This window comes from Vibrio sp. KUL78, assembly GCF_059725505.1.
In genome coordinates, this window is the sequence record NZ_AP045839.1 from 67,606 (window position 1) to 90,464 (window position 22,859).

A 22,859-nucleotide genomic window follows, 5' to 3' on the forward strand; every position below is an offset into this window, starting at 1 on the left:
TAAAGTAATGAATTGAGGGTTATTTAGACCATCGACCCTAAATGATTTCTGTCCAAAAGCTTCTTAGGAATCGATCAATCTTTATCGATCAATCTTTATTGTCACTCTATGTACTCTAAGAGTCGAAATGAAGTGACAATATGATCAGACTTTGCTTCTCAATCTGTTCTTTTTGGTATGTCAAATCGCCATATTTACGATCATACTTTTTTATCCGATGACAAGAAATGCGTCAAGTTCAGGACTCTTTCCCCGCCTAGTGTTCCACGTTAATTTGACTGCTAAAGAGGAATCTGAAGGTAGTTCAATACGCTATGTTGATTAAGTTTGAAAGCAAAGAGGTGCTACCAATGAGGATACTCAAAAAGGATTTTGTAGACGAAAACACCGAGTCATACTGCTCTAAGGGACATCGCTTGTCTTCGGGTACCGCGTATTATATGCAAGACGAAACCGGCGATATTCATTATGGCGGTACCCATTGTGCCAAAACTCTAGGTGTAAATGACATCAAAAGCGTCCCTGATCTAACAAAGTCGCTGGTTGCACTTGGAAAGAACGGACAGTCAGGTGGAAGTGGAGGAGGGAGTACAGGTGAAACCAACAGTAGCCAGATACCTGCAGCGATTGGGTATTTGCTGCTAAGAGAGGAGCTCCTCTCTGATTTTCGCTATAACGGCCGATCTCTTTCCTATCAAGTTCTCAATAGGTTCTATCAAGACTATATTCGAACTGGCACTATTTCAGAAAGTGACGCCGCCTACATCATGAACATTGAAGCAAAAGTGTTCAGCCCAAAACTATCCCTCGCTAATCTCGCGACTTGCCACGCTTACGCTTTTATTCTCGATAGAACATTTGCTCACTTGGAAGCACAAGATAAACGGGGGGATGGAGTTTATCTCTTCTTTAAAACAGTATCTTTCCACACACTGCACACTTCAACCCGCACAAGTTGAAGGTCTGAAAAACTGGATCCAATATCTGCCCGAAGATCTCCGTAAAGCAAAACTCAGAGGGTTTAGAACATAAGGCTGGTGGCTTGTTTAAAAAGCAGGGAGTAATGGACTTTGTTAACCGTGGCTACCGGTAGACTCAGTAGCACATAAGTTGGAGATTTCATTATGACAACGTTTGAAGTAGCAAGCTATATGCTAAAACAAGGCAAACCCTACACTGCTGCGTTGCTGGCGCGTGAACTATCCGTCAGTTTGGCTGTGGCCTCAGGAAAGCTTTACAACATTAAGACGACGCATCGATATTCGACTAAGTTAAGTCAGCAATCACCCATTACGGTCGAAGTTACTGACATTGATGGAATGCAGAAGAAAGAGTGTTTGTGGCGGTCAATACTGCAAAGCTAGCTTCAGCTTAGTATTCTACGTGAGACTGGATAAGTTGAGTCTCACGTTCAAACGCTGACGTCTTTGGGTGTATAGAGCTATTAACATCAGCAAAGGTATCGGCTACGCATCACTTCGAGCACGACATAGGCTGTAGTAACGGCGCTTGCCGCGCTTACGTCTAATCGGACTCTTAGGCGCTGAGCTCTTCTGATTGTGCATGCAAAACTCAAGTTCTCTAAGTGCTTGGCTGATCGGGCAATAGGACATTGGCGATACTCGACATCTGTAAATACTACAAGTGTGTAACGCCGTTGGCTCTAAAAGCCGATTAAGGAGACAGAATTAAGTGATTTTCCCGACTATCGATTGATACATATCGGCAATACTAATGTAAGTCGTGCCAACATGCTGACTTACGCAGGCGTAGCAAAACGCCTTTTTAGCTCTTTCGCCAGGCCTTTGGCCACAGCACAGGCACATCTGTGTATCACTCGGCGGTAATGAGTTGACTGTTTCTTTGGCTGGTGGCTCAAATCGCTCGGGCTCGTTGAATGGCCTAACGACAGGAACGGGCTCTGCGATTACCTCTTCCTTAACGACTGGCTTTAAGACTGTAGCCCAGCTATCAAAGTTCTTTCCGAGTACATCCCGAAATTGAGCCCCGCTTGTAATTGCTTTCAAACACAGTGAGTGGGCTATGGCGCTTGAGTCTAACTCAAAAACGTAGTCATAGTCGTAGTAGTGTTCCAGTTTACTATTGATTCTTCCGGGGAACGGTAGGTGGAATGCAACGCTTTCTTGATTGCTTAGTCTAGCGATAGCGTCAACTGGCGGAGTGCCGGTCTCTTGCTCCCAGGAGTTCACAAATTGAAAGTCACCTTCAATCTTCAACATGCCGAAGTTTGGTAGCTCTTGTCTTAATAGCAGCGCAATGGCGGTTGCAGGGGAATAGTTGCACTTCTTGGTGGTCAATCTGCTGTCTTTTGTCTGATGCGCAAAATGCTTCTCGCGCTGTTCCCCTTTGCGTGCGGTGACAGGGGTATCACACCCGAGGCATGTACACTGGCAATTGTCTCCTCGGATCGCATCAGCGATATTTATGATTTTACCACTTTCATGGCGAGCGAACGGCATTAGTACGAGATCAGACAAGAATAATCCACCTAAATACAGCATGTTAGGTGGAAACTATAGCAAAATGCGTTAGTCATTACATTGGGTTTGTTACTTTTACTCTTCATTTCATTTGGCAGCGGTTATGTGCACCGACAGCGAACACATCTTTACCATAGACATGCCTGTAAAGGACAAGAATAAAGTCCAATTCTTGCATTGTAATTTGTGACTAACGTTGTAAAGACAATGGTGTTTTTAGATGTAAGGTTCTGTTTAGTTACGATAGTATAATAGCAATCAGTTGCATATAATACATGGAGGTATTAAAGCTACATGAAACGTCTATTGGTCTCTAGTGCGGTCGCACTATCATGTTTCGCAGTTCAAGCCACTGAACTTGAGATTTCACTGTATTATTCTGATGCGTTCTACAACGATACAGGTGTACTTCTTTCTAGCGATATCGTGGGCTTTTATCGTTCAATTGATGCAGCTAACGCATTGTTTGATGAAGCAGGAGTAAACTTGACGTTTGTACCTGCAAAAATTAGCGGCGAAGATGTATCAGTGTTCCCAAATGGTCAAACGACGCGTCAAACTCGTGGGCTTCTTGGTTACGGGACAATGGAAGCGGTGTCGGATACGGCTAGTCACTTTGCGGTTGGGCTAGGCTATAGTCAAGGTGGTGATTCTCGGTGTTGCTGTTCCGTATTATGACTACGGTTATGCTACTCCTTCAATTAACACTAAAAAAAGTGCAGTAGCTTCTGGTGTTATGTCTCGTACAGACTCACGTTACCCGTACATTCTCGCTCACGAAGTACTCCATTCCTTTGGTGCGCGTCATGATGAATCTGGAGCTCAATCTTTCGACTCACTTGGTAATGGCGAGGATTATGGTCATGGTGACATCTGTGACGATGGCGCGTATTCATTAATGCACGAACTGGTGTCTACTGGAGCAAGTGCTCCTCTTGTTGCCGGTCAAGGAGGATGTAACTCCGGTCATGGTGATGTGGTGCGCTTTATCAATACTTACGCACCATTGGTAGCAAACGACGCCTTACCTTTGAATATGAACACGTTAAAGTTGGTTGCGATTGAGGATACCGCAGAGTCGGAGTTTGAGTTTACGGTAACTCGCTCTATTAACACGACCCGACCATCTACGGCTGAACTTCATATTTCAGGTAGTGGTGCAACGATTACCAACGAGATTATCCCTGTTGAAATCGAGTTCTTGGCGAATGAACTCAGCAAGACAGTTCTCGTACCCTTCACCTCTATTCACCCGCTATTTGAAGATGCCAAACTTATCGATAGCCAGGTGTATGCTGTTGTAATTTCTGATGATGAGGTTATGAAGGAGTTGTTAGATGTCACAGCGCTCAATACTGCATGGACGGATACACCAGACCCGATCGACCCAGATGATGGTGGCGGTGACGTGACCTCAACTGGAGGAGGAGGTGGTGGTGGTTCAATGTCCTGGTTTGGGCTTATTGCTTTGCTAATGTTGCGTAAACTCAGAAGAGTCTGAGTATGGAGAACGAAGGAGGTGAAACTCTTTCGTTCATAGTAAGCGCGCCGTGATCCGAAATGTGGCAAAATCAAACCTCGGAGTTACCAAGCGCTACGGATATTCATGAGGTCTAAAGACATGCAAAACACCTACTCGCCGGAACACAGTGACATTCAGACACTCGCATTGGAATTATTTGGTACTCAGTTGTTGGCTGAAGAATGGTTCAATACGCCCATACCTGCATTATCTGGAAAAAAGCCGTGTGATTTAGTCAATGATGTCAATGGCAGAGCAGAGCTCAGACAGATACTAAATAAACTAAAACACGGGGACTTCAACTAGAAAACTAGTCGCCTCTTACCAGCCTTACTCGTTGTAAAAGCAGTCCATGCGCGGCTGTAACTACTAAGGAGCAATGACGAAAAGGGCCAGTGATAGGGCATGTCCTGAGTGAATATTGTGCATTCGTCGCTATCGACTTAAGTAATACTTGAACGCCACACCTAAGTACGTATTATTCCCCATTTTCTTTCTTTCCAGTCGCTTCTCACTTCTAGCGCACAGTTCATGTCAACTAAGTCTAATCTCACGATGAACTTTCCATTGAGCAATGACTTATGATGCAAATAGAAACAAACCCGTTTTATCTAGAACATTCGGCAGCTGCGCGAGTTCTTACACTGTCAAATCTTAAGAAGCAGAAAGATTTTGGCAGTTAGAAAAAATTAGATTCGAGTCTGAAGTAAAAACGTACAAGTATTGCCTTCATTTTGAATATATAAGCTCCAAAGAGCACTTATTAGACTCATACCCATCTGCATTCGAAGGTCGAGGGAAGGTGTTAATTGTCCTACTGGTTAAGTTGGACGGGGGGACTACTGGAAAAGTCAGGATAAAACAAACGGCGAAAAGGTATTCAGAAACAGACTTAGTGAAAGCTAGTTCGGACAACGTTGAACTGTGGCCAGTGAAGACATACGCCTTTCCCAAAGAGCTTTACGCTGAGTTTTTCCGTTCCTTGTTGTCAACTATTCAAAAGCCTATGTTTGTCGAAAGCCACCCAACGGGCAATCGGTCACGATTCATTAGTGGATGTGATATCGACTCAATATTGGCGTTCATCGATTCAAAGATAGAATATTTCCTGTTGAAGCAACACTACTTACGTGAGCTCAAAAAAGAAGAAAGCAAGCGCCTGCTGCTTGAGAAAAAAAATGAGAAGTTAACCGACACAGTAAGTGCTTTGGAAGAATCAAATCGATATTTACATGCGATATTGGTTGAAACAGGTATAAAAGAGAATCAGAAAAACGTGAATGATTTTCAGAAACTGTTGGATCTCTATAATGGTCTTCACATTACGCGGGAGCAATATCTAGCCGACAAAGCATAGCTGATTACACCTTTGGAATCGATTGGCGCCCTGTATTAGAAATACGTTATATAGTGAGGGCGTGCGCTCTAATGCCGTTCACTTAAGGTGAGCGGCATTGTTTTTTCTAGGATATCGGCTTGGTTTTTTCTTCACTACTCTAGGGAAGGATCTTTCCCGTCTTGGCTCTAATATTAAACTCTCGCTTATTGAGTAAAAGTTCTGGAGTTGCCTAGGTATTGCTCCTGGTGACGAATATGGAAGGCCGACTAGTAAGCGCATAATATGGGCTAATGCACCGTTGAAGCTTAGTTGGTATGGCAGGTAATCTCCATTCAACGTGTGACACATTTGAACCATTTGATACCTGACCAAGTTATACGTTAGCAAGATTCCCCATAGCTCTTGCTTCACTAATTCTGGAAGTCGACTTCTTAGTGTAAGGCGGTTGCCAAGCATATATTGTTTTTGTTCTCTGTATCCGAGCTCAATTTCCCAGCGGTATCCATAAAGACCAACTATGTCTGATTTTGGGTAAAGCATCGGGTCGGTCATTGAGGTAAGAACATCATATGACTTGCCATTCTTGACCCTCGTGATTAGACGGACAACAACTTCATGTTCTAGCGTTGGCCATTTCTTGCGAGCTTGCGGGTTACTCTTCAGTTTAATGAGTTTATCTTGTCGACCAAGGGACTGAACGACTTCATAATTTAATCCCTTTTTCATTGGGATAAGCCAATGTCGATTTACACCTTTAGCGCTCCACTCCTGAAGTAACCCAAGAGAGTAAAAGCCTTTATCGAAAAGGGTTAGACTGTTGTCGGGAGTCGTTTCTATTAGTTGCTCGGCCAGCGTCATTTCATTCACGGTATAGCAGTCGAAAGCGCTGCCTGTGATTAGATGACTGCTTAGTTCCATCTGGCACACCATACGTAGCTGAGGGTACTGTGTTTCTTTACCATCACGATTGGTAGGCTTTGCAAAAGCCTCGGCATTATCATTAGTATCCTCTGTTCGCCACAAAACTCCATCAACACCAAGCAGTGTGAGTCCGTTCCAGTTGGGTAGTCTTGCATGCTCAAACCAATGTCTTTGCGTACACTTAAATAGGGCTTTAGTCGCTGCTTCGCCGAGATTTTTTCTACGCTGTGTTAATGCACTCGGGGCAACAAACGGCTTACCTGAGCGGTCGACAATATCGAGCATATTGATGATATCGGCCATAGATTTGTCGTTATAAATAGCCATCCCGACCAACAGCCATGCCATCGATTCCAAAGTCAGTTTTCGCTTTCTAAGAGTGACTGTATCTGTCAGCTCATAGGCATCTTTGATGAGCTCAATCGGTAGGAGGTCTGCGAGAGTTTCGACTTGATTAGGTTTGTAGCTATTTATGATATCGAGGGCTTGAGAAACGTGCATAAAAAAATCCGATAAACAGGGTCTATCGGATTTTTACACACTGGGGGGATCATTCAATTGATCTGCCGATTAATGTTTAACTGATCGGCATTAGGGCGTGCGCTCTCACTATACTCTCGAAACCACCACGACTACTCCTCGAAGCTTGGTTTCTCCACACTAATAGGAACAACGCTAGCTCTTGTCACATTCGTGCCATTTCCTAACGTTACTAAGCTTCGGTCAAGCACCGATACTTGGCTATTTTGGCTCTCTGAACAGCTTCTATTACTCCCTAGATGGATGTCGAACTGTGTGTTGCTGCGGTCTAGGGTGATGGACACACCTGGGTGTGTGGTGGTGCCTCGTGGAGGGCGAAGAAGCCTTGTTAATGCGATCTTCGACAGCGTATTTCCATTGTCTAAGAACTCAATACCAGGCAAGTGGCTATCGACGCTGCCCCAGAGCATTGAAGCCGCATCGTTTGGTAGAGCGAAAGCGAGCGAAGACGGGTCAAGTTCGCCGCTTACAATCTGAATGCTAGGATCTCCAGTTGCATGCCACGCGATAATACAGCCCAATCTGCTTTGGCCATCAAGCACAACTCCATCAATCGCACATTCAATTGTCAGTGGGCACGAAGAAGATAACAGGTCGTAATCACTTTCATAAACAACGTCGTGCTGTGGATCTGACGCCCAGTGACGAGCGTAAATCGTCTGCTCATCTATGGGTAAGTTCCACTGATTATCGTCGAATAGCGCGATGCTAAACGAAGAAAATGAGAACTGCGCGTGATTGTAGACCGTAACGTTAATGTCGATTTTTTCTAGGCTCATCTTCAATATCACCTATTTGATTCTGAAACACATTGGTTTATCTAACAGTTTGAACTTAAGAGCCTAATCATCCATCCAGCGAAGTGGCATGCGTGAATACAAGCCATTTAGGGTGTTTAGGGCTAGTGTGAATGAGAGTTTCTTATTGGGCATGTTTTCGAGATCATCAATAAGACCCCGTACTTGTTTCTGTATGGTATAGAGACAAAAGATGGCGTAAATCAGCAATATTGAGAGTATAAAAATAGCAACGTACATAGGTTTTCCTTAAGCTTTTTTCAAAGACACGTAGATAACACTAGAGATGATCATCAGTGCGCCAAGTGCTTGCAGCGCAGTTAATTGCTCTCCTAACCAGAGCATTGCGAACAGTGCGCCAAATAGCGGCTCACTCCCCATGAGTAAAGAAACGCGAGTAGGTGATAAGCGACGAACGGCGTAGTTTTGAACAAAGAATGCGAACAGGGTGCAAAACGCAACCAAGTAGAGGGTCATCAACCAAAATGATAGTGAGGTTGGGATTGATATGGCGTCCATTGGCAGAAACAATCCGCATGCAATGATGGCGACGACCGCGACCGTCGCCGATTGAAGGGCTGTCAAAGAGACCGTTGAAATAACGTGCCCTTCTGTCAGGCGTTTTGTCGTAGTGACCATCAAACCGCGGAGACAAGCCGCACCGAGGATCCAATAGTCACCAGAGTTAAATGTAAAGCTTGTGAGATCTGGTTGACTGAGGAGATAGACACCGATAATGCACAAGACAACGAGCGATTTGTAGGTCATGCTCACCTCGTGCTTGTTCACCAGTCTCTCTGCAAACGCTGTAAAAATCACTGAAAGGCTAATTAAGAACGCAGCGTTCGACGCCGTGGTTTTTGAAACACCAATTACTTCACAGAAAAAAATGGCTGAGAGGATAGCGCCTGTCGGTATCGCAGTTATCCAGTCTTTATTTCGTCCTAGCTTAAAATCTCTAATGACTACAGGCAGCAGTGCTATAAATGTCAGACTGAAGCGAATCGCAATAAACATAAGAACAGAGGTAAACACCAGGGCGGACTTCGTCATTCCGTAACTGGTACCCCAAAAAATGGCGACCAGTAACAAAAGCCCTTCAGTAACTGGCCACCGGTGCTTTTCATTGTTCACAATTGACAATATATGCATTTTATTTGTCCTCGATCTTGGTAAAGGCGATCACCAATACATCGCGATAAGCATCGAACTCCACATTTTCACGCGTTATTTCACTGACCTGATGCATAGACTGCGCGTCATTTGCGATGATGATGTCCCATGCGTCGGTCATCGTGATCTCCTCAAGTTTCTTACATTGATTATCGGTAATCGTTGTCGTGCCGCCTCGAATGTTGTGTCTAGCAATGAGAAGAGATGAAATAAAAGTGACGCCGTCACGATGCAGTCCTTCAGGGGTCGGTTGTCCAGCCTCATCATTTGCTAGGATTCGGTAAGGGTGAAGCTTGATGTTCCAGTCGTTAGCTTCACCGAGAATATCGTCGAAGCAATAAGCGAGGAAAACAAGCAGACGTTCTAGGCATGGTGAGGTGAGAAAGTCATCAGTCATCGGCTCGAAATAGCGTAATGTGCCACCATTGAGTGAATTGACGGACATAGATTGTTGATAGGGTTCGTGGGGAAGTAGGACTAACTCATTTGAGTGTCTGAGCTTAATCAGTTGACTGTAACGACGATAACGGTATCGACCCCCATCGTTCATATACTTATCGATTTTGAGCTGGTGCCAGTGAGATGCAAACTCAGCTATATCTTGGTCATCAATAAACAGCGCTTCACGTAACATTTGACCTTTCTCGTAAGCGTATGTGTTAGAGCCTAGCTCGTTTGTGATGCGTGTACTGTGGGGAGCAATTAACGTATTCATGACTCACTCCTTACGCTACGTTCGAATCGAGATCGAAACCGGCACGAGCTTTCACTGTTCGTAGACTGCGCTCTTTGGTCACGAGCTTTTCCCACTCGTCTCTGTTTTTTAAGTAACGAGCGTTCTCTGCGTAAATCGCACTTGGTAGCGCTGCGCCTCGGGTTAATGTGAAGGTCACATCGCCAGTGATACTCTCAGAAAGCGTGGAAATATACTGATAGCTCATCTGTTGAGCCAAACTGTTCCAACGTCCTTCTACAGCTTCCATAGTCCAGGCGTCATCATGGACTCGTTTGGCACGCAAAATATCAGTAGGTAGCGTAGCGACGGACAGCAATTTAAACGCAGACATCAATAATGTGGCCGCTGGTGCTTCTCTAATTTCTAGTACCTTCTCGTCTTCTTCCAAATGGTCAAAACCAACATATCGTCCTATCTCATAACCGCCAATGTGTCGATTTAGATAACTGATTAGCTGACTCAGTTGAATTGCGCGACCATTTAATTCAACAGGGTGGCCTTTATGAAAACCAATTTTGATGGTGTGGTTTTCCAAATGATGCTCTGGCTCCCATACTGCCCAAGAAAAGTGACTATTTGGATCAGCGAAATCTTCGGGATTATCCATAACGCCGGACTCGAACTCACGGCACCATAGGTTAGAATCTGAACTGACTTCTCTGCCTTTAAAATGCATGAGACCTTGTTCAGCTAAGTGATCCGTTTTTTCTTCTCTTGATATCGCTGAATACTCGTATGGAGAACCGTAATAGCCGTCAAAGCCTAACGTTTCAATAGCACCGTTGAGTCGACGGAGACTATTTTGAGATTGAGTAGCGGTATGAACAATGGCGTCGCAGCCGAGTTTCTTTGCGGTGTTGACTGCGTGTTGGGCAATGATAGGGCGACTAAGTGATGAACTCACTGGGTAGTCACCTAGATAATAAGCTTGAGATTGAATAGCGGGCAAAACGCCGTACTCAATAAAATCTTGTTTTGCGTCCACAATAGCTAATTCAACATCAAAGTGGTCGCAGACTATTTGTAAGCGTTGTCGGTCATATGTCTCGCCAACGTCAACCACTAAAGCAGTGACTTTAGCTTTACTTTCAGATAGGAGAGACAATAAATACGCACTGTCTAGACCACCACTAAAGAGGGTGAGAATATGTTTACATTGCGTAGACATTAATAATAAATCTTCAATACTTCTCAATTTCTTCATAACGCATTTCCTTTGCTGATGACTTTAAAGAAGGCCATATAAGTATTAATATTGATTCAAAGGAAATAAATAGCTCCAAACGCAAAGGATAATTGCTCTGTGGACAAAAGTAAGTTGATCGGACTATTGCATGAGATGGCAGTTTTCGTAGAAGTCATCGAACAAGGTGGTTTTGCAAAGGCGGCAAAAGTGCTGGGTTGTGCGCCGTCTTCAGTAAGTCGAACTATTCATAGACTTGAAGCTTCGCTGAATGAAAAACTCATAGAGCGTAGCACTAGACATATGGCTTTGACCCCAGTAGGCAAAAAAGTCCATATGCATTGCCTTGAAATGTTGGGTTCTGCTAAGAACGCAGTATTTGCTGCACAATCTGAACAAGAGGATATATGCGGTTCGTTAAGAGTCGCGGCTCCAAAAGCGTTATCACGACAAGTTTTAATGCCAATAGTTTTGGACTTTGCAGAGGCTTATCCAAATGTCGATTTACATTTTAAAGTAGCAGATCACTTTATCGATCCTATGAGTGATGAAGTTGATGTATTAATTCAAATCACAAATTCACCCAAAGAGAATCTTGTTGCTACTAGCCTTGGGCAATGCAGATTAATTCTTTGTGCAAGCCCTGCATATGTAGAACGTATTGGTATGCCATCTCATCCAGATAAGCTTTCAGAACACAACTGTTTGTGCCTAGGAGAGAACCCAAGAGATAAAATCTGGTCATTCTCGTCGAACAGACACTCAACGACAGTGGACGTTAAAGGCAGTTTTGCGGTAAATCATAGTGAAATTCGTCGAGAAGCGGTGCTTCGTGGGCTCGGGGTGTCAGTCTTTCCGGAGTTTTCAGTTCAGTCGTATATTGATAATGGTACCCTTGTACCGCTCCTCGCTGATTGGCATGTGAGTGGTAACTACCAGGGCAAAATTATCGCTCAATATGTGCAATCAAAGTACATTCCTCGACAGCTTCGTGCGTTTGTAGACTATGTAAAAAGTGGTCTTGATAACAACAGGCACTTGAAACTTGAACCTATCAAAGCTTTCTCAATGATGGATTAATAAGTCCAGCGCGGGCTGGTGGCTTTTGTATTAGTGAAGGGACGACAATGAAAGCATACTTTCAATATTTACTACTGGCATTGAGCGGCGCTTCGTTTAGCTCTCACTCTGAGAATGTGGCCGAGGACTTATGGCGAGGGCTGGTTGTCGCACCAGAAAATCGCTGCTCCGACTATAACAAGAAAAAACAATATCCTTATCGAGCATCTTTGGAAACGGACATCATTGGTGAGATGGACGGTAAGATCTATGGCCCGTATAGCGGTAGCTATTTCTCTTCAGCGAAGAATACCGATATCGAACACATAGTTGCGGCTGCAGAGGGGCATGATAGCGGACTTTGCGATGCGTCTACTCAAACAAGGAAAGACTTCGCGTCTGATCTATTGAACCTGACTTTGGCGTCCGCTAAAGTCAATCAATGCTGGTATGCGAACAGAGTAGTTATGATTAAGCGTAAATATTCTCTGACTGTCGACGATGCAGAAAAGCAGGCATTAGAGTCGATACTATCGAATTGCAGTAGTGTTGAAATGGTATTCTATCCACCAAATACAGATGTGAGTGTTAAGGTCGTACAGTTAGACCCTCTTGCTCTGTACGATGAAAATGAGAATGGCAAAATTTCGTGTGCCGAAGCTCGCCTCCATGGTATCGCTCCTGTCCTTCGGGCGCACGCTGCATACAAGTTCATGAACGACGCGAATGATGATGGTGTTGTGTGTAATTAACCTGCTTTCGAGCTGTTGCAATTGACGATTAAGAGCATGGCGTCTGTCGGTACTATGAGGCTTTTATTTTATGCGGATGTTCGAATCGACCATCGATAATCGCTTCTAGCCGGCTTAGCTTTTTAGACTTTACGATGTCGAAATGCTCAGCACCAACTATATTCTTCATTTCATCGACTCTGACTGTAACGATAGCGACGGCACTCAGCACAGCATCATGATTCTCTTCTTGTTCGATATAGTAACTTACTGCTTCTGCAATAAATACAGCGCACGCTTGGGAAGTCAGCACAGCACAATGTGGTACGGTTAAGTTTTTAAAGACGGGGGGCGTTTGCTTGATTTCGTTGTTTATTCGACAGGTTTCAAATAGTAGCTGCATTTGCTCCATCACGATGGAAACGTCAGCAAGCTCAGAAATAAATGCGTCTAAGGTCGACTTCTGCTGTATGTAATGCCGAGTGGTTTCTGCTATTAGTTCTCCGCATTCGCCCGTGGCTATGAGTACTTGTGACGTTTCGCCCCATTTATCCAGCGCTTTTTGATAGATTGATGTCATACCTTTCCCCAACGTAGAAATCGCGTTCAAGACAAGTTCTACTTATTAATGGCTCTCGAAAGGAGTGTGCGTCAAGTGAAATAGAATTAGTGGTTCAAAAATGAAAACGTTTTTTGGGCAGCTTAATTGTACCAAATAAGGATTTTAGCCCGATTTGCATGCAATTTAGCACAAGCGATTTAATCAATAATTTACTCAGTTTTCTGTGAGAAACTAATAATCAATGAACAATCAATAGATTAGAAAAAGTGTTGTCTCTTTTTTAGTGATCACAAAAATTAGGGTGCTTAATAGAATTTGAAAGGGAGGAACTTATCGATACTCGTTACGACTTCAACACACAACTAAAGGAATGTCGTATGCTAGGTCAACTAAACTCCACTTTTAAATCTAACCTTTCTCAGTTGCGCTACGCTCTTGCCTTCGCATTACTTTGTGCCAGTTCACTTGTTATGGCTGGTTCAGGTGGTGATGCCTTCCAAGGCGTAATGGACGACTTAATTTCATTCGCCGATGGTATTCCTGGCCAAATCGTAGCATTTCTTACGGTCGCCGGTGTGCTTATTTTCTCCATTGTACGTCCAAACCTTGTTGGTTTAGGGGCGAGTATCATCGTCATGGTCGTACTTGCACAGTTGAACACAATCATCACAACTATGCTTTCCGCAGGTTTGCCAGTTTAATTACAATTCAATTACCCAACCAACTAGGCTCCGAAAGGAGCCTTTTTTATGCTGCGACGAAAATAAAATACAACATCGAATAAAAAAGAAAGAAACGGACTTTTTTAACCGCTACATCGATTAGACTACGCGCGCATAATCAAAATGAGTGACTATATGAAAACTAACGACTCAAGTATTGCCATACAACCTGTTGCTTTGTATCCAGGGAGCGATGGCTCTTACGTCAATACGCTGCTTTTAAATGGAGTAAATTAGCGAAGATACCTCGGTTCTCTTCGCTAATGCGAAGAGATGGCAACCTAGGTTCGCACTCCCTTGCTCTATCCATTTCACTTTCGATTTTGGCGTACAGCCTGCTTGTTTGAGCAGGCTTTTTTATTGCCAGCTGCCAACGAACTGGCATCAACAAATGAATGGTTAACTTTTTTAACCTGCACCAGATGGGTCGCTTAATTGCGAAATCATCCAACGTCATTGTCTTTACTGGAAGCTAAGCGAAGTTATAGAGGCGTTTACTCATGAGTAAAATAGACGTAGACAAAGATGCGAAGCCCGCTCTACCAGAAACACACACCTATATTCCGACAGGTATCAACCAAAAATGGTCATTGATGTCGATTGAATCCGACACGCTTGGCATCATTCTCGGCGCTATCGCGATTGGTAACTACACACGAGACGTTCTCCCTTTCATGGTTGCTGGGATATTCATTGCAGCTGGGTATGCCTACATCAAAGGCAAGTATCCGAGAGGTCGACTTAAACACCTTCTTTGGTGGTACGGCTTAATAAACACCAAACAAACTCGCTCAAAACCCAATCCATACAATCGCCGTTTCTACAAGTAGGGACTTGAACATGAATTTATTCAAGCGCAAAGAAAATAATGAAACAGAATCTCTGTCACCTGGACAAGGAACTTGGACGGCCGCTATCAATCAAGCGAAGAAGTTGACCACAATGCTTATGATCAGTGTTCTCGCCAACTTGGTATTGGTCTTCTCAATTGTTTCTAAGCAGCCAGTGATGACGGTGACCCCTCCAAACTTTGCAGAGGCATTCACTCTAGTTGGTGAGAAAGCAGATGAGGCTTGGAAGCGAATGTGGGCGGTCGCTATTGCTGAACTGCTTGGTAACGCGAATGAGCGCTCTCTCGATACGGTACTTGATGCTTTTAAACCAATGCTTCGTGGTGATGACTATGAAGTGATGGCGTCTCAACTTGAAGCACACGTCAAAGCTCTGTCGATTCGTAATCAATACCAAGAGTTCGACGTTGTCGATTCTTTCTACGATGAGAAGTATGACAGGGTCATCATATACGGTCAGCGAAGTATTAAGAGCAAACGTGTTTCAGACGATGAGAGGCTGAACAGTCGCCCCATCAGATGGACATATGAGATCAGCATTCAAAACGCGTTTGGTACGCCGAAACTGATGCACATCAGCCAATACGAAGGTGCTCCGAAAATCGATAGAGCCCGCTTTTCAAGGGAGTCCACACAATGAAAAATCTAACAATGGCAATTGCTTTTCTACTAGTTGGAATAGGGATAACGCCAACCTATGCGCAGGTGGCGAACATCGTTCCAGTGGACAACAACAAGCAAGAATTGACAGAAGAACAGGTAGAGTCCGTCATGTCGCAAGTTGTTGACCAGCTACCTGTTGAAAAAAAGCAAAAGCTCATCAATTTAACGAAAGAAAGCCAAAAAGATGATTTTGGACGCTCTGTCAGCACCGTAGGCGCAGAAAAAGCGGTGTCACTAACCCCTCAAAACTCTCGGCCAACTGACAATGTAGAGCCTATAAACAACGAAGCACCGCCTAGGCCACTGTCGTCTATGGAACGACTGCAGGCAAACATGATGAAGAAATATAAAGGTGTACAGCGGTATAAAGTCAATGCTGGTGACAACATAACGCTACCTGCTGCAAAGTACATTCTTAATAGGATTAAAGTCAATTTCTCCGAGATAACAGTGCGCTCTAGCGATCCAAATGTAGTGCTTAAAGTTGAAGGTTCACATGTCTATTTCTCTACTGAGTCAGATGCACCATTTGGACTCATTATGTTTGAAAAAGGGGTGCCAGATACACAAATCAATGTATCAATCGTGCCGCTTAATGTGATGCCGGCCATGGTGGATATAAAAGTTCGTTTTAATTCGACCATGAAGTCTCAAATAGCCAAGGTTAAACGAGAGCGACAACATGACATTCAAGAGCAAGAAGCACGGATCAGAGATATGGAGTCAGAGCTCCTGCTACAGTCAGATCCGGACTTCCAAAGCAATGATTACGAAACTTCCATCGACTTGCTCGTTGCACAAGTAGCAGGTAATGGGAGACCCAATGGGTTCGACTTAAGTGAAAACATTCCAGACTCTGCTCGATACCCTTGCAGGTTTGACGCCTATGCGGTCACTAAGCAACGACTTATTTCTTCGAGGCGCATTGTCGATGTGGTGCTGGTAGAGAATAAAAATCGATACAACGTTGTTCTTGAAGAGAGCCAGTGTTGGATAGATGACGATGTAATTTCTACAGGGATCCTAAATCGAACAACTTTAGCTCCTGGCGAGAAGACAGAAGTATACGTTGTACGAGACCGCTTGCATGAGACTCGAATGAAATCGAGAAGGCTGCGTCCTTCATTATTGGACTGAGGGTAGAGCAATGGATATTAAACAATATTGGGAAAACAGTACCGTACGTTTCGGTGTTGTATTCGGTGTAATAGCAGTTGTAGCTTTGCTTGTTAGTCTATTTATTCGACCAGAAAAAATAGCGGATCAAATTGAAGCAAAGAAAAAAATTACACCCATTTACGCGCCAAATAACACAGGTGACTTGCTTGAGCGCCAAGAAATGGCGCAAGTTCAAGATGAGCTAACACGTATTGCGCTGGAAGATCAGCGCTCAAAAATCAACAATAACAGCTACGAGTACGATGCACTATACAGTCAGTTGGAACGTATGGGGAAAAAAGTCGATAAGTTAGACAATGAGTTGACGCTTTGGAAAACGGGTCAGAAAACACTTGAGCGAACCCCTTACCAACGAACTCAGGTTCCCAATAGCCGCCAAGTAACAGTGGATGCAAATGGGAATAGGGCAACCGTTGAGCCAAGCTCGGTACCAAGGCCTTCGTCAAGCACTAATCAACTTAACCAAAGTCTTCCGAATAGAGTCTCCGGTATACGAAGTGTCGATGAGGCGAACGATACGATTTTACTTCAAAACGGACAGGTAAAAACCCTTGTTAAAGCAAACGAAATTATGACGCCTGAGAAAGCAGAATCCGAAGCTGAGCTACAAGCCTGGCGTGATAAGAAAGAAGCCGAGCTTTCAGAAGCACTCGCCAAACTAGAAGCTACACCTGAGAAAGTATCTTATAAGGTGCAACTGCCTACCACCAGCTTGATTACCGGTGTGCTGTTATCTGGTATGGAGGCACCAACATCGGTAGGCTCAAAGCGCGAACCGCTTCCAGCTGCAGTGCGAATCAAACATGATGCACTACTGCCTAACAACTACCGAGTTGATTTACGTGATTGCCAAGCTTTGGTTTCAGCAGTGGGTTCTTTATCAGACCGCCGTGCTTATATGCGTATGGAATCTATTGTGTGTATTGATGAGCAGGGGCGTGTGGCCGAATCAAATGCGAAAGGCTATGCCACTGGTGCTGATGGTAAAGCCGGAATATCAGGTATGCTGGTGGCTCGAAACGGAGAAGTGTTAAAAGGTTCCATGTGGGCAGGTTTCTTTTCAGGTTTAGCGCAAGGCATTGCTCCTCAGCGTGTCGTCGGTATTGACGTTAATTCAGAAGGTGGCGGATTTCAAACTCCTGATCTTGGCTCTATCGGAGCGGCTGCAGGTCTTAGTGGAACTGCAACGGCGCTAGATAGGATTGCAGACTACTACGTGAAGATGCTGGAAGAGATCTGGCCAACCATCAACGTGGATGCATTCCAAGAGGTCACGTTTTTTCTTCAAGCTCCACTCACTTTAACTTTCCAAGACTAAGGGGGCGAGCATGTCGGACAAGCAGCACTCTGTGAATGAGAATATGATAGATGTGATAGGTCCTCAACAAGACCTAGAGGAGATGATTGAAAGTGAAGAGACAAAGGATAAGAAGTCCCGTATGGAAAGGGTGCTAAACACTTCTGCTTCTTCTGCCTCTTCACACAAAGGAACACGTATTCTAGTTATCTTGCTCGCGCTGCAGATGGTCATACTGGCCTTCATGGCAAATACAATTTGGTTTACTTCAGATGAAGCACCTTTGAAGCACGAAGCCTCATCTCGACTAGTAGTTTACCCATATCGACAAGTTCACGATGACTTGAGGGCACAGGGCTATTCTGCCGTTTCGATTGAGACCTACCATAAGAACATGATCACGATATTGAATCGTAAAGGTTATATCGTGCTGTCTGCAGGTGCAGTTGAAGGGGCGATACCAGCAGAATGGCAGGCTCCATTAATAAGTATCGACGAAATGAATGCGTTAGCTAACGGTCAGTGAATCTAGAACAAGAGTAGTTTTCGTTGAGATAACTACGGAGAACAGGGCTTGCATGCTAAGTGTCATGCAAGCCTTTTTAATTGAGGATGTTGATTAAAAGTTGCTGGCGTTTTCTTTTCTGTTCATAGGCTTATCAAGCCATTTTAGCGGCCATGCCTTAAGTATTTTGTTAATTCGCTCTTTTGCAAGAGAGCTGGCTATTCGTTGGTCTTTGATTTGAGACATTTCATCAAGCACAAAACGAAGCTCTTTATATAGGTTAATAATGAAATAGACCAGTTTAAGAGCAGCAATAATACAAAGTAACACTATCAACGTTTCAATCATACGCTATCCGCTTATTCTTATGATTACAAATAATCTTTTTAATCCAATGGTTTGACGTTTCTGTAAGTGCTAAAAGCACTTCTTATCATCACTCGATTAGTATAGGCTTTGAAGCGTACGGTTTTTAAGATTAAGCAACCCAAAATTTATATTTCTGAATTAACCCCACATAATTAACGTTCTGTGCATGTTTGTTAGATTGATAACGTATTGATTGAAAGCGATTTAGCATAGTTCTAAACGTAAGTTCTCAATTTTGAGACTGGATCAATTTAATCTTTAGCTATCTGTTAATGGCTTTCATTTTTTCTTACTTCTCTGAAGGCTCTGTTTGCCTTGTACGATGACTAAATAGGGTCGCAATCGCCAAGGGGCTAGAAACATCTTTGCCTAGAAAGTTCTTTGGGTTTTGCTTAGTCAATTTCTTCAGTAAAGTTTTAAGCTGAGTGTCTTTACCATTCATCGTCCATCCATCCTCTTCCACTGAAAACGTTGCAGTCGGTCACTTCTGGTGTCTGTTCGGTGCTTTGCCCCATGATATAGCCTGCGTTATAGCTTGGCGCCGAAGTAGCCGATGCTTCTGGTACCCGGTCAATGATGTGCGTGTACTCGGAGGTCACCACTTTTGCATTGAAGCGACTGGGTACTTTGAAGGCGAAAGCGGTATCTTCAGCGCTTTCCTTTTTGGCGAGCTCAATAGCTTGGTTGCGTCGCAGCTCATGGTCAATGAACTGGTTGGCCTCAATCATGCTCCAAAAACGTCGCTCGATACGTGAAAGTGCTTGCAAGCGTATTTTGAGTTCTGGGTTATCGTGTAAGAATAAATCCACGCAGCTGGCGATAACACGGCGAAGCGCAGTCTTCTTGAGCATGACGGTTACGAATTCATTCGACCAAAGTGAAGAAGCGACTGGGCTGTTCTGATGGTGTTTAATTGTAGCCTCTACAAATTCGCGCTCCAGAACTTCGACGTAAATTTCACCATCGACCACCTCAACCCTTCCATACATTGCTTGGATATTCTCCAAACCGGTGGAATTGAATGTTGCCTCATGAATTACATCCTTGTTGATGCCCTGGAACACAAAATTATCTCCGTTGTATACCAGTGCTGCATCAATACGTTTTACGCAATTCGACTCTTTGAGAAGCTGAATCATGCCATGGTAAATAGGGTAGTAGCATAACTCATAGTCCCCAGAGTCTGGATGCTTGTTGAATAGAAGGGTAGCGTGATTGAGCCCCTCCTCTATGGACAGAGCGACCTCCGCCATCTCCAAAACGGTGTAATAGATAGAGCATTGGTCTAGGTCGTTGTAAATTTCGAATCCAAATTGTTCAATTGCATTCTCAATACGTTGAAACTCAGCATTTGCATCCAAATGGGGCATTCTAGCTGCACGTTTAATGTACTCTGGTTTCGCAGCCTGCAGTGTTTGATAAGTCGTTGAGTTTTTAAACATGTGGCAGTTCTCCTTTGGTTTAAGGGTAAGTTCTTGACTGATTTTTAGTAGTACTCAGGGATGTCGACCTCTACAACACCACCGCTACTCACTCCAGTTACAAAATCATCTGCATGAAGACGTGCTTGTAAGTCTTTCAAAGCTCGTAAAGTCTTGGTGAATGCTCTCTCTTTGTTTCGAACCCGGATGATCTCAGTGATATCAGCTTCCAAGTATTCAACGCACAGAAAAATGAAGTCCTCCAGATCGACATTGAGCAAAGAAGCGACATAGGTGTAAAAGGCTTCTTGATAGTGGTAACCCAAAGAGCCTGCTTGTCTGACGAAATCGTTGATGGAGGTTGAACGCGTGCTTTTGACATCAACTGCATGGTTATCAAAACGTAGCCAATCAAATCTGCATTTAAGGATTAGCCCCGTGATTTGGCATTTAGCAATGAAGGTCACTTCTGCGAGGCCATTACTGATGAAAGCACTTGCTGTTGGGTGCTCCTCAAAGGTTTTATAAGCTCGATGGGCGTTGTCCCAAACCATACCGTCCAAACCTGTCTTATCTTCGTTATAAGGGTCGTCTTCAATGTTTTTTAGAACGTCGTCAAAAATGGTTACTGGGGCATTCGCGGATTTTAGTGCCTCAGCTAGGACAGGCTTGGTCGCAGACTTTGGAACGTCAACTTGGTGCTTTTCACATGCCAATACGAGCTCTTTTTGTGTGATAAGGGCATCAGGGTAGTCTTTCTCAAGTGGCAGGCGATAGTAACGATCATAGAAGCCGGTGCCTTCCAGGATTAACTCATGAATGATAGTCCCTGTATCTAGCGTGCGCTCTTGAGCTAGATTCTTCGTGCGCGTAGTCTCAATATTTGAGAGATATCGACGATAATAATGCGCCGCACCTTTTGTAATGTAGGTTTTGATCTGGCTAGAACTGATTGCGGGCAGTTCATGGTAGACATTATTCTCTAGGCCGATATAGATACCTTCAAGAAGCTGGCCTTCTCGCAGGTAGTTTGGGTTGCCTTGTTCATCATATGCCTGTTGAATCGGCGTTGTAGAGTTCATAAAGCAGGTTTGGGTTGCAGCGTTCATGGGTATCTCCTCATTGCGATTTGATACCACCCTAACGCCAAGAGATGGAAGTTAAGTCCTTTTAAGGGTGATTTTTACTCTCGAAACCATAAAAGAAGTTTTGCGAGTGGAAACTGCGCACTTTTTACTAGTCCTGAAATGCGCTTAGAGATGGCCGCATTAGTTATGTTAGCATCCAGAGCTATTGCTTTTTGCGATGTGTAGCGGGCGAGCTCAGCGAGTATTTGCGACCGACTCTCGTCAAGACCAAGTAGAAAATGCGCGCGTTCGATGTCACGTTTACAAGTGTAAGTGGGTACCGAGCCTGAACTTAGAATCTGTTCATGACTCGCAGCGTCTCGTTTATCTACTAAAAAGTCGATTTTGGCCACTGATGCTACTGCGTTGAGCAAAGCGGTATCATTCTCTTTGTGCATCAGTGTAACGATGATAGTGGGGTAGGTTTGCTTAATAGCGTGAAGGAACTTAAGAATCGAATAGTGGCTGCAATGGTGCAATGATAGGGAGCAGATAATATGATGAAAGGTCTCAAAGCTTGGGATCGATTTCACCTGCTGGAGCGTGGTGATAGTTGTTACCAGATTGCTTGACATGGTATGCAATATAGATTGTTCAATACCTCTAGCCATAACCAAGTCGTCTTCTATAAGCAGAACATGACGGTTCATAATGCCTCACATTGGTCAGAATTAGATCGCGGTGAAATGATTCTGCCAATGATAGAGCAAGCTCTACCCGTCCAAGGTCCTTACTAGGCGACTATTTTCTAAACCAAAGCAACAAAGCGGAATATTGTATACCAACCTGTTGAACGACTTTACCGATACGCTTTGAAATCGCGGCGTTGGTTTTGTCTTCATCAATGGCGATAGAGTTTTGAGGGGTGTACTGAGCAAGTTTTGTCAGCGTGTCTGCTTTTGTTCTAGAACAATCCAGCAGTGCAGCAGCTCTCTCTAATTCACGTTCAGTGACTGTCAAAGTCTGCTTGGGAGAAAAAATCACGTCGATGATGTTCTCTTCTTTGCTCTTGTCGATAAGGTGATCGATGTCAAGTTCGTGGCAGATTGCTTCAAGCAGTGGCCAGTCCGAGTTTTTTGTCATCAATGATACTGTGGTTGAAGGTAAGACATCACGAACGGTACGAATCCAATAGATGATATCAAACGGGGTGGCCCCTGATATGCCCATGTCGATGATGAAATGGTAGGACGCGCCATCGTAATCAAGCGCTTTTGCTTCAGAAAGGCTTCGATAAATATAAATGTTTGAATGACTTACGCGCTTGCTTAATTCATTCTTTAATGATGTCGAGATAAAGGTCTCATCGACAACGATGATAAAGTCTTTTTTGATGTCCATATCAAATTGCAAATTCCAGCTGACTAATGAAAATTCTTTTTTTGGTTATTATAGAAAACAATATACGCAATTACACAATGCAAGTGAATATTATTTTCAAATTTATTCACTACTTCAAAGCCTTACGCAGTAGAATCTTCTGTAAGTCATTGAAAATAAACTTTTTGATGGATGTGTTTACTAATAGGTTAGTGCATGGTAGGTTAAATAAATACGCCCATTACGGCATGCTGTATTATAAATATAATTATAAAACTGTCATTAGTAGCCGGAATAAATGTTTCATTACCCGTAAAGGATTAACAGCGAACTATATTCCT

28 protein-coding genes are annotated in these 22,859 nt (G+C 43.8%); 14 read left to right on the forward strand and 14 right to left on the reverse strand.

Annotation, left to right across the window (positions count from 1 at the left end; all coding sequences use genetic code 11):
- Positions 1–314: 314 nt before the first annotated feature.
- Together AC6I8Y_RS25960 and AC6I8Y_RS25965 are read left to right on the forward strand one after the other, a co-directional pair.
- Positions 315–959: a hypothetical protein gene (locus tag AC6I8Y_RS25960; protein WP_498023318.1), complete on the forward strand. Its 645-nt coding sequence runs from the start codon at positions 315–317 to the stop codon at positions 957–959.
- Positions 960–1,124: 165 nt separating this feature from the next.
- Positions 1,125–1,364 carry a hypothetical protein gene (locus AC6I8Y_RS25965; RefSeq protein WP_498023319.1) on the forward strand — a complete coding sequence of 80 codons (240 nt, stop codon included), beginning with the start codon at positions 1,125–1,127 and terminating at the stop codon, positions 1,362–1,364.
- Positions 1,365–1,688: 324 nt separating this feature from the next.
- Here the strand turns inward: AC6I8Y_RS25965 and AC6I8Y_RS25970 are convergent, their stop codons facing one another.
- Entirely contained in the window at positions 1,689–2,498 is an 810-nt protein-coding gene (locus AC6I8Y_RS25970) for a competence protein CoiA family protein (RefSeq protein ID WP_498023320.1), read from the reverse strand.
- A 297-nt stretch (positions 2,499–2,795) separates the two neighbouring features.
- Here AC6I8Y_RS25970 and AC6I8Y_RS25975 point away from each other — a divergent pair, with 297 nt between their 5' ends.
- From AC6I8Y_RS25975 to AC6I8Y_RS25990, 4 genes are all read left to right on the forward strand, one after another.
- Entirely contained in the window at positions 2,796–3,179 is a 384-nt protein-coding gene (locus AC6I8Y_RS25975) for a hypothetical protein (protein ID WP_498023321.1), read from the forward strand.
- A gap of 58 nt (positions 3,180–3,237) precedes the next feature.
- Positions 3,238–4,002, forward strand: a complete 765-nt coding sequence (locus tag AC6I8Y_RS25980) for a hypothetical protein (protein ID WP_498023322.1) — start codon at positions 3,238–3,240, stop codon at positions 4,000–4,002.
- A 120-nt stretch (positions 4,003–4,122) separates the two neighbouring features.
- Positions 4,123–4,329: an antitoxin Xre/MbcA/ParS toxin-binding domain-containing protein gene (locus AC6I8Y_RS25985; protein WP_498023323.1), complete on the forward strand. Its 207-nt coding sequence runs from the start codon at positions 4,123–4,125 to the stop codon at positions 4,327–4,329.
- Positions 4,330–4,825: 496 nt separating this feature from the next.
- Positions 4,826–5,380, forward strand: a complete 555-nt coding sequence (locus tag AC6I8Y_RS25990) for a hypothetical protein (protein ID WP_498023324.1) — start codon at positions 4,826–4,828, stop codon at positions 5,378–5,380.
- Positions 5,381–5,458: 78 nt separating this feature from the next.
- Here the strand turns inward: AC6I8Y_RS25990 and AC6I8Y_RS25995 are convergent, their stop codons facing one another.
- From AC6I8Y_RS25995 to AC6I8Y_RS26020, 6 genes are all read right to left on the reverse strand, one after another.
- On the reverse strand, positions 5,459–6,784 hold the full coding sequence (locus tag AC6I8Y_RS25995) for an IS4 family transposase (protein ID WP_498016596.1): 1,326 nt from the start codon (positions 6,782–6,784) through the stop codon (positions 5,459–5,461).
- A 131-nt stretch (positions 6,785–6,915) separates the two neighbouring features.
- Positions 6,916–7,602, reverse strand: a complete 687-nt coding sequence (locus AC6I8Y_RS26000) for a hypothetical protein (protein ID WP_498023325.1) — start codon at positions 7,600–7,602, stop codon at positions 6,916–6,918.
- Between the two features lie 63 nt (positions 7,603–7,665).
- On the reverse strand, positions 7,666–7,860 hold the full coding sequence (locus AC6I8Y_RS26005) for a hypothetical protein (RefSeq protein ID WP_353500290.1): 195 nt from the start codon (positions 7,858–7,860) through the stop codon (positions 7,666–7,668).
- A gap of 9 nt (positions 7,861–7,869) precedes the next feature.
- Positions 7,870–8,772, reverse strand: a complete 903-nt coding sequence (locus AC6I8Y_RS26010; protein ID WP_498023326.1) for a DMT family transporter — start codon at positions 8,770–8,772, stop codon at positions 7,870–7,872.
- A 1-nt stretch (position 8,773) separates the two neighbouring features.
- On the reverse strand, positions 8,774–9,508 hold the full coding sequence (locus AC6I8Y_RS26015) for a 2OG-Fe dioxygenase family protein (protein WP_353500288.1): 735 nt from the start codon (positions 9,506–9,508) through the stop codon (positions 8,774–8,776).
- A 10-nt stretch (positions 9,509–9,518) separates the two neighbouring features.
- Positions 9,519–10,733 carry an argininosuccinate synthase-related protein gene (locus AC6I8Y_RS26020; RefSeq protein ID WP_353500287.1) on the reverse strand — a complete coding sequence of 405 codons (1,215 nt, stop codon included), beginning with the start codon at positions 10,731–10,733 and terminating at the stop codon, positions 9,519–9,521.
- 99 nt (positions 10,734–10,832) lie between these two features.
- On the opposite strand from AC6I8Y_RS26020, the gene AC6I8Y_RS26025 reads away from it, so the two are divergent.
- Complete coding sequence (locus AC6I8Y_RS26025) at positions 10,833–11,792, forward strand: LysR family transcriptional regulator (RefSeq protein ID WP_498023327.1); 960 nt, start codon at positions 10,833–10,835, stop codon at positions 11,790–11,792.
- 47 nt (positions 11,793–11,839) lie between these two features.
- Complete coding sequence (locus AC6I8Y_RS26030) at positions 11,840–12,523, forward strand: GmrSD restriction endonuclease domain-containing protein (protein ID WP_498023328.1); 684 nt, start codon at positions 11,840–11,842, stop codon at positions 12,521–12,523.
- Positions 12,524–12,575: 52 nt separating this feature from the next.
- Here AC6I8Y_RS26030 and AC6I8Y_RS26035 read toward each other — a convergent pair whose 3' ends face one another.
- Positions 12,576–13,082, reverse strand: coding sequence for a nucleoside triphosphate pyrophosphohydrolase family protein (locus AC6I8Y_RS26035; RefSeq protein WP_498023329.1), 507 nt, complete (start codon positions 13,080–13,082; stop codon positions 12,576–12,578).
- 359 nt (positions 13,083–13,441) lie between these two features.
- Here AC6I8Y_RS26035 and AC6I8Y_RS26040 point away from each other — a divergent pair, with 359 nt between their 5' ends.
- The 6 genes from AC6I8Y_RS26040 (at position 13,442) to AC6I8Y_RS26065 (ending at position 18,302) form a co-directional block, all read left to right on the forward strand.
- A complete protein-coding gene (locus AC6I8Y_RS26040; RefSeq protein WP_353500294.1) occupies positions 13,442–13,765 on the forward strand; it encodes a hypothetical protein in 324 nt (107 codons plus the stop codon).
- A gap of 521 nt (positions 13,766–14,286) precedes the next feature.
- Positions 14,287–14,616, forward strand: a complete 330-nt coding sequence (locus tag AC6I8Y_RS26045) for a type IV conjugative transfer system protein TraL (RefSeq protein WP_446569772.1) — start codon at positions 14,287–14,289, stop codon at positions 14,614–14,616.
- Between the two features lie 10 nt (positions 14,617–14,626).
- A complete protein-coding gene (locus AC6I8Y_RS26050) occupies positions 14,627–15,277 on the forward strand; it encodes a TraE/TraK family type IV conjugative transfer system protein (protein WP_498023330.1) in 651 nt (216 codons plus the stop codon).
- A complete protein-coding gene (locus AC6I8Y_RS26055) occupies positions 15,274–16,437 on the forward strand; it encodes a hypothetical protein (RefSeq protein ID WP_498023331.1) in 1,164 nt (387 codons plus the stop codon). Before AC6I8Y_RS26050 ends, AC6I8Y_RS26055 begins: the two co-directional genes overlap by 4 nt.
- Positions 16,438–16,447: 10 nt before the next feature.
- Positions 16,448–17,797 (forward strand): TraB/VirB10 family protein, encoded by a 1,350-nt coding sequence (locus AC6I8Y_RS26060; protein WP_498023332.1) that lies wholly within the window; start codon positions 16,448–16,450, stop codon positions 17,795–17,797.
- Positions 17,798–17,807: 10 nt separating this feature from the next.
- Complete coding sequence (locus AC6I8Y_RS26065) at positions 17,808–18,302, forward strand: hypothetical protein (protein ID WP_498023333.1); 495 nt, start codon at positions 17,808–17,810, stop codon at positions 18,300–18,302.
- Positions 18,303–18,395: 93 nt separating this feature from the next.
- On the opposite strand, the gene AC6I8Y_RS26070 is transcribed toward AC6I8Y_RS26065, so the two are convergent.
- From AC6I8Y_RS26070 to AC6I8Y_RS26095, 6 genes are all read right to left on the reverse strand, one after another.
- Positions 18,396–18,629 carry a hypothetical protein gene (locus tag AC6I8Y_RS26070; RefSeq protein ID WP_353500300.1) on the reverse strand — a complete coding sequence of 78 codons (234 nt, stop codon included), beginning with the start codon at positions 18,627–18,629 and terminating at the stop codon, positions 18,396–18,398.
- Positions 18,630–18,939: 310 nt separating this feature from the next.
- On the reverse strand, positions 18,940–19,092 hold the full coding sequence (locus AC6I8Y_RS26075) for a hypothetical protein (RefSeq protein WP_367357794.1): 153 nt from the start codon (positions 19,090–19,092) through the stop codon (positions 18,940–18,942).
- Positions 19,082–20,092, reverse strand: a complete 1,011-nt coding sequence (locus tag AC6I8Y_RS26080) for a recombinase RecT (RefSeq protein WP_498023334.1) — start codon at positions 20,090–20,092, stop codon at positions 19,082–19,084. The genes AC6I8Y_RS26075 and AC6I8Y_RS26080 overlap by 11 nt, the downstream gene beginning before the upstream one ends.
- A gap of 44 nt (positions 20,093–20,136) precedes the next feature.
- A complete protein-coding gene (locus AC6I8Y_RS26085) occupies positions 20,137–21,180 on the reverse strand; it encodes a PD-(D/E)XK nuclease-like domain-containing protein (RefSeq protein ID WP_498023335.1) in 1,044 nt (347 codons plus the stop codon).
- 74 nt (positions 21,181–21,254) lie between these two features.
- Positions 21,255–21,848 carry a hypothetical protein gene (locus AC6I8Y_RS26090; protein WP_498023336.1) on the reverse strand — a complete coding sequence of 198 codons (594 nt, stop codon included), beginning with the start codon at positions 21,846–21,848 and terminating at the stop codon, positions 21,255–21,257.
- Positions 21,849–21,939: 91 nt separating this feature from the next.
- Complete coding sequence (locus AC6I8Y_RS26095) at positions 21,940–22,539, reverse strand: hypothetical protein (RefSeq protein ID WP_498023337.1); 600 nt, start codon at positions 22,537–22,539, stop codon at positions 21,940–21,942.
- Positions 22,540–22,859 lie beyond the last annotated feature (320 nt).

Bases quoted from the DNA above. Each gene is read 5' to 3' on its own strand.
- AC6I8Y_RS26060 (WP_498023332.1), top strand. From the start codon at position 16,448: ATGGATATTAAACAATATTGGGAAAACAGTACCGTACGTTTCGGTGTT.
- AC6I8Y_RS25965 (WP_498023319.1), top strand. From the start codon at position 1,125: ATGACAACGTTTGAAGTAGCAAGCTATATGCTAAAACAAGGCAAACCC.
- AC6I8Y_RS26070 (WP_353500300.1), bottom strand. From the start codon at position 18,629: ATGATTGAAACGTTGATAGTGTTACTTTGTATTATTGCTGCTCTTAAA.
- AC6I8Y_RS26075 (WP_367357794.1), bottom strand. From the start codon at position 19,092: ATGAATGGTAAAGACACTCAGCTTAAAACTTTACTGAAGAAATTGACT.
- AC6I8Y_RS26090 (WP_498023336.1), bottom strand. From the start codon at position 21,848: ATGAACCGTCATGTTCTGCTTATAGAAGACGACTTGGTTATGGCTAGA.
- AC6I8Y_RS26010 (WP_498023326.1), bottom strand. From the start codon at position 8,772: ATGCATATATTGTCAATTGTGAACAATGAAAAGCACCGGTGGCCAGTT.
- AC6I8Y_RS25995 (WP_498016596.1), bottom strand. From the start codon at position 6,784: ATGCACGTTTCTCAAGCCCTCGATATCATAAATAGCTACAAACCTAAT.
- AC6I8Y_RS26015 (WP_353500288.1), bottom strand. From the start codon at position 9,508: ATGAATACGTTAATTGCTCCCCACAGTACACGCATCACAAACGAGCTA.
- AC6I8Y_RS26045 (WP_446569772.1), top strand. From the start codon at position 14,287: ATGAGTAAAATAGACGTAGACAAAGATGCGAAGCCCGCTCTACCAGAA.
- AC6I8Y_RS26035 (WP_498023329.1), bottom strand. From the start codon at position 13,082: ATGACATCAATCTATCAAAAAGCGCTGGATAAATGGGGCGAAACGTCA.
- AC6I8Y_RS26085 (WP_498023335.1), bottom strand. From the start codon at position 21,180: ATGAACGCTGCAACCCAAACCTGCTTTATGAACTCTACAACGCCGATT.
- AC6I8Y_RS26030 (WP_498023328.1), top strand. From the start codon at position 11,840: ATGAAAGCATACTTTCAATATTTACTACTGGCATTGAGCGGCGCTTCG.
- AC6I8Y_RS26020 (WP_353500287.1), bottom strand. From the start codon at position 10,733: ATGAAGAAATTGAGAAGTATTGAAGATTTATTATTAATGTCTACGCAA.
- AC6I8Y_RS25985 (WP_498023323.1), top strand. From the start codon at position 4,123: ATGCAAAACACCTACTCGCCGGAACACAGTGACATTCAGACACTCGCA.
- AC6I8Y_RS25960 (WP_498023318.1), top strand. From the start codon at position 315: ATGTTGATTAAGTTTGAAAGCAAAGAGGTGCTACCAATGAGGATACTC.
- AC6I8Y_RS26000 (WP_498023325.1), bottom strand. From the start codon at position 7,602: ATGAGCCTAGAAAAAATCGACATTAACGTTACGGTCTACAATCACGCG.
- AC6I8Y_RS26065 (WP_498023333.1), top strand. From the start codon at position 17,808: ATGTCGGACAAGCAGCACTCTGTGAATGAGAATATGATAGATGTGATA.
- AC6I8Y_RS25980 (WP_498023322.1), top strand. From the start codon at position 3,238: ATGTCTCGTACAGACTCACGTTACCCGTACATTCTCGCTCACGAAGTA.
- AC6I8Y_RS26055 (WP_498023331.1), top strand. From the start codon at position 15,274: ATGAAAAATCTAACAATGGCAATTGCTTTTCTACTAGTTGGAATAGGG.
- AC6I8Y_RS26080 (WP_498023334.1), bottom strand. From the start codon at position 20,092: ATGTTTAAAAACTCAACGACTTATCAAACACTGCAGGCTGCGAAACCA.
- AC6I8Y_RS26050 (WP_498023330.1), top strand. From the start codon at position 14,627: ATGAATTTATTCAAGCGCAAAGAAAATAATGAAACAGAATCTCTGTCA.
- AC6I8Y_RS26005 (WP_353500290.1), bottom strand. From the start codon at position 7,860: ATGTACGTTGCTATTTTTATACTCTCAATATTGCTGATTTACGCCATC.
- AC6I8Y_RS26040 (WP_353500294.1), top strand. From the start codon at position 13,442: ATGCTAGGTCAACTAAACTCCACTTTTAAATCTAACCTTTCTCAGTTG.
- AC6I8Y_RS26095 (WP_498023337.1), bottom strand. From the start codon at position 22,539: ATGGACATCAAAAAAGACTTTATCATCGTTGTCGATGAGACCTTTATC.
- AC6I8Y_RS25975 (WP_498023321.1), top strand. From the start codon at position 2,796: ATGAAACGTCTATTGGTCTCTAGTGCGGTCGCACTATCATGTTTCGCA.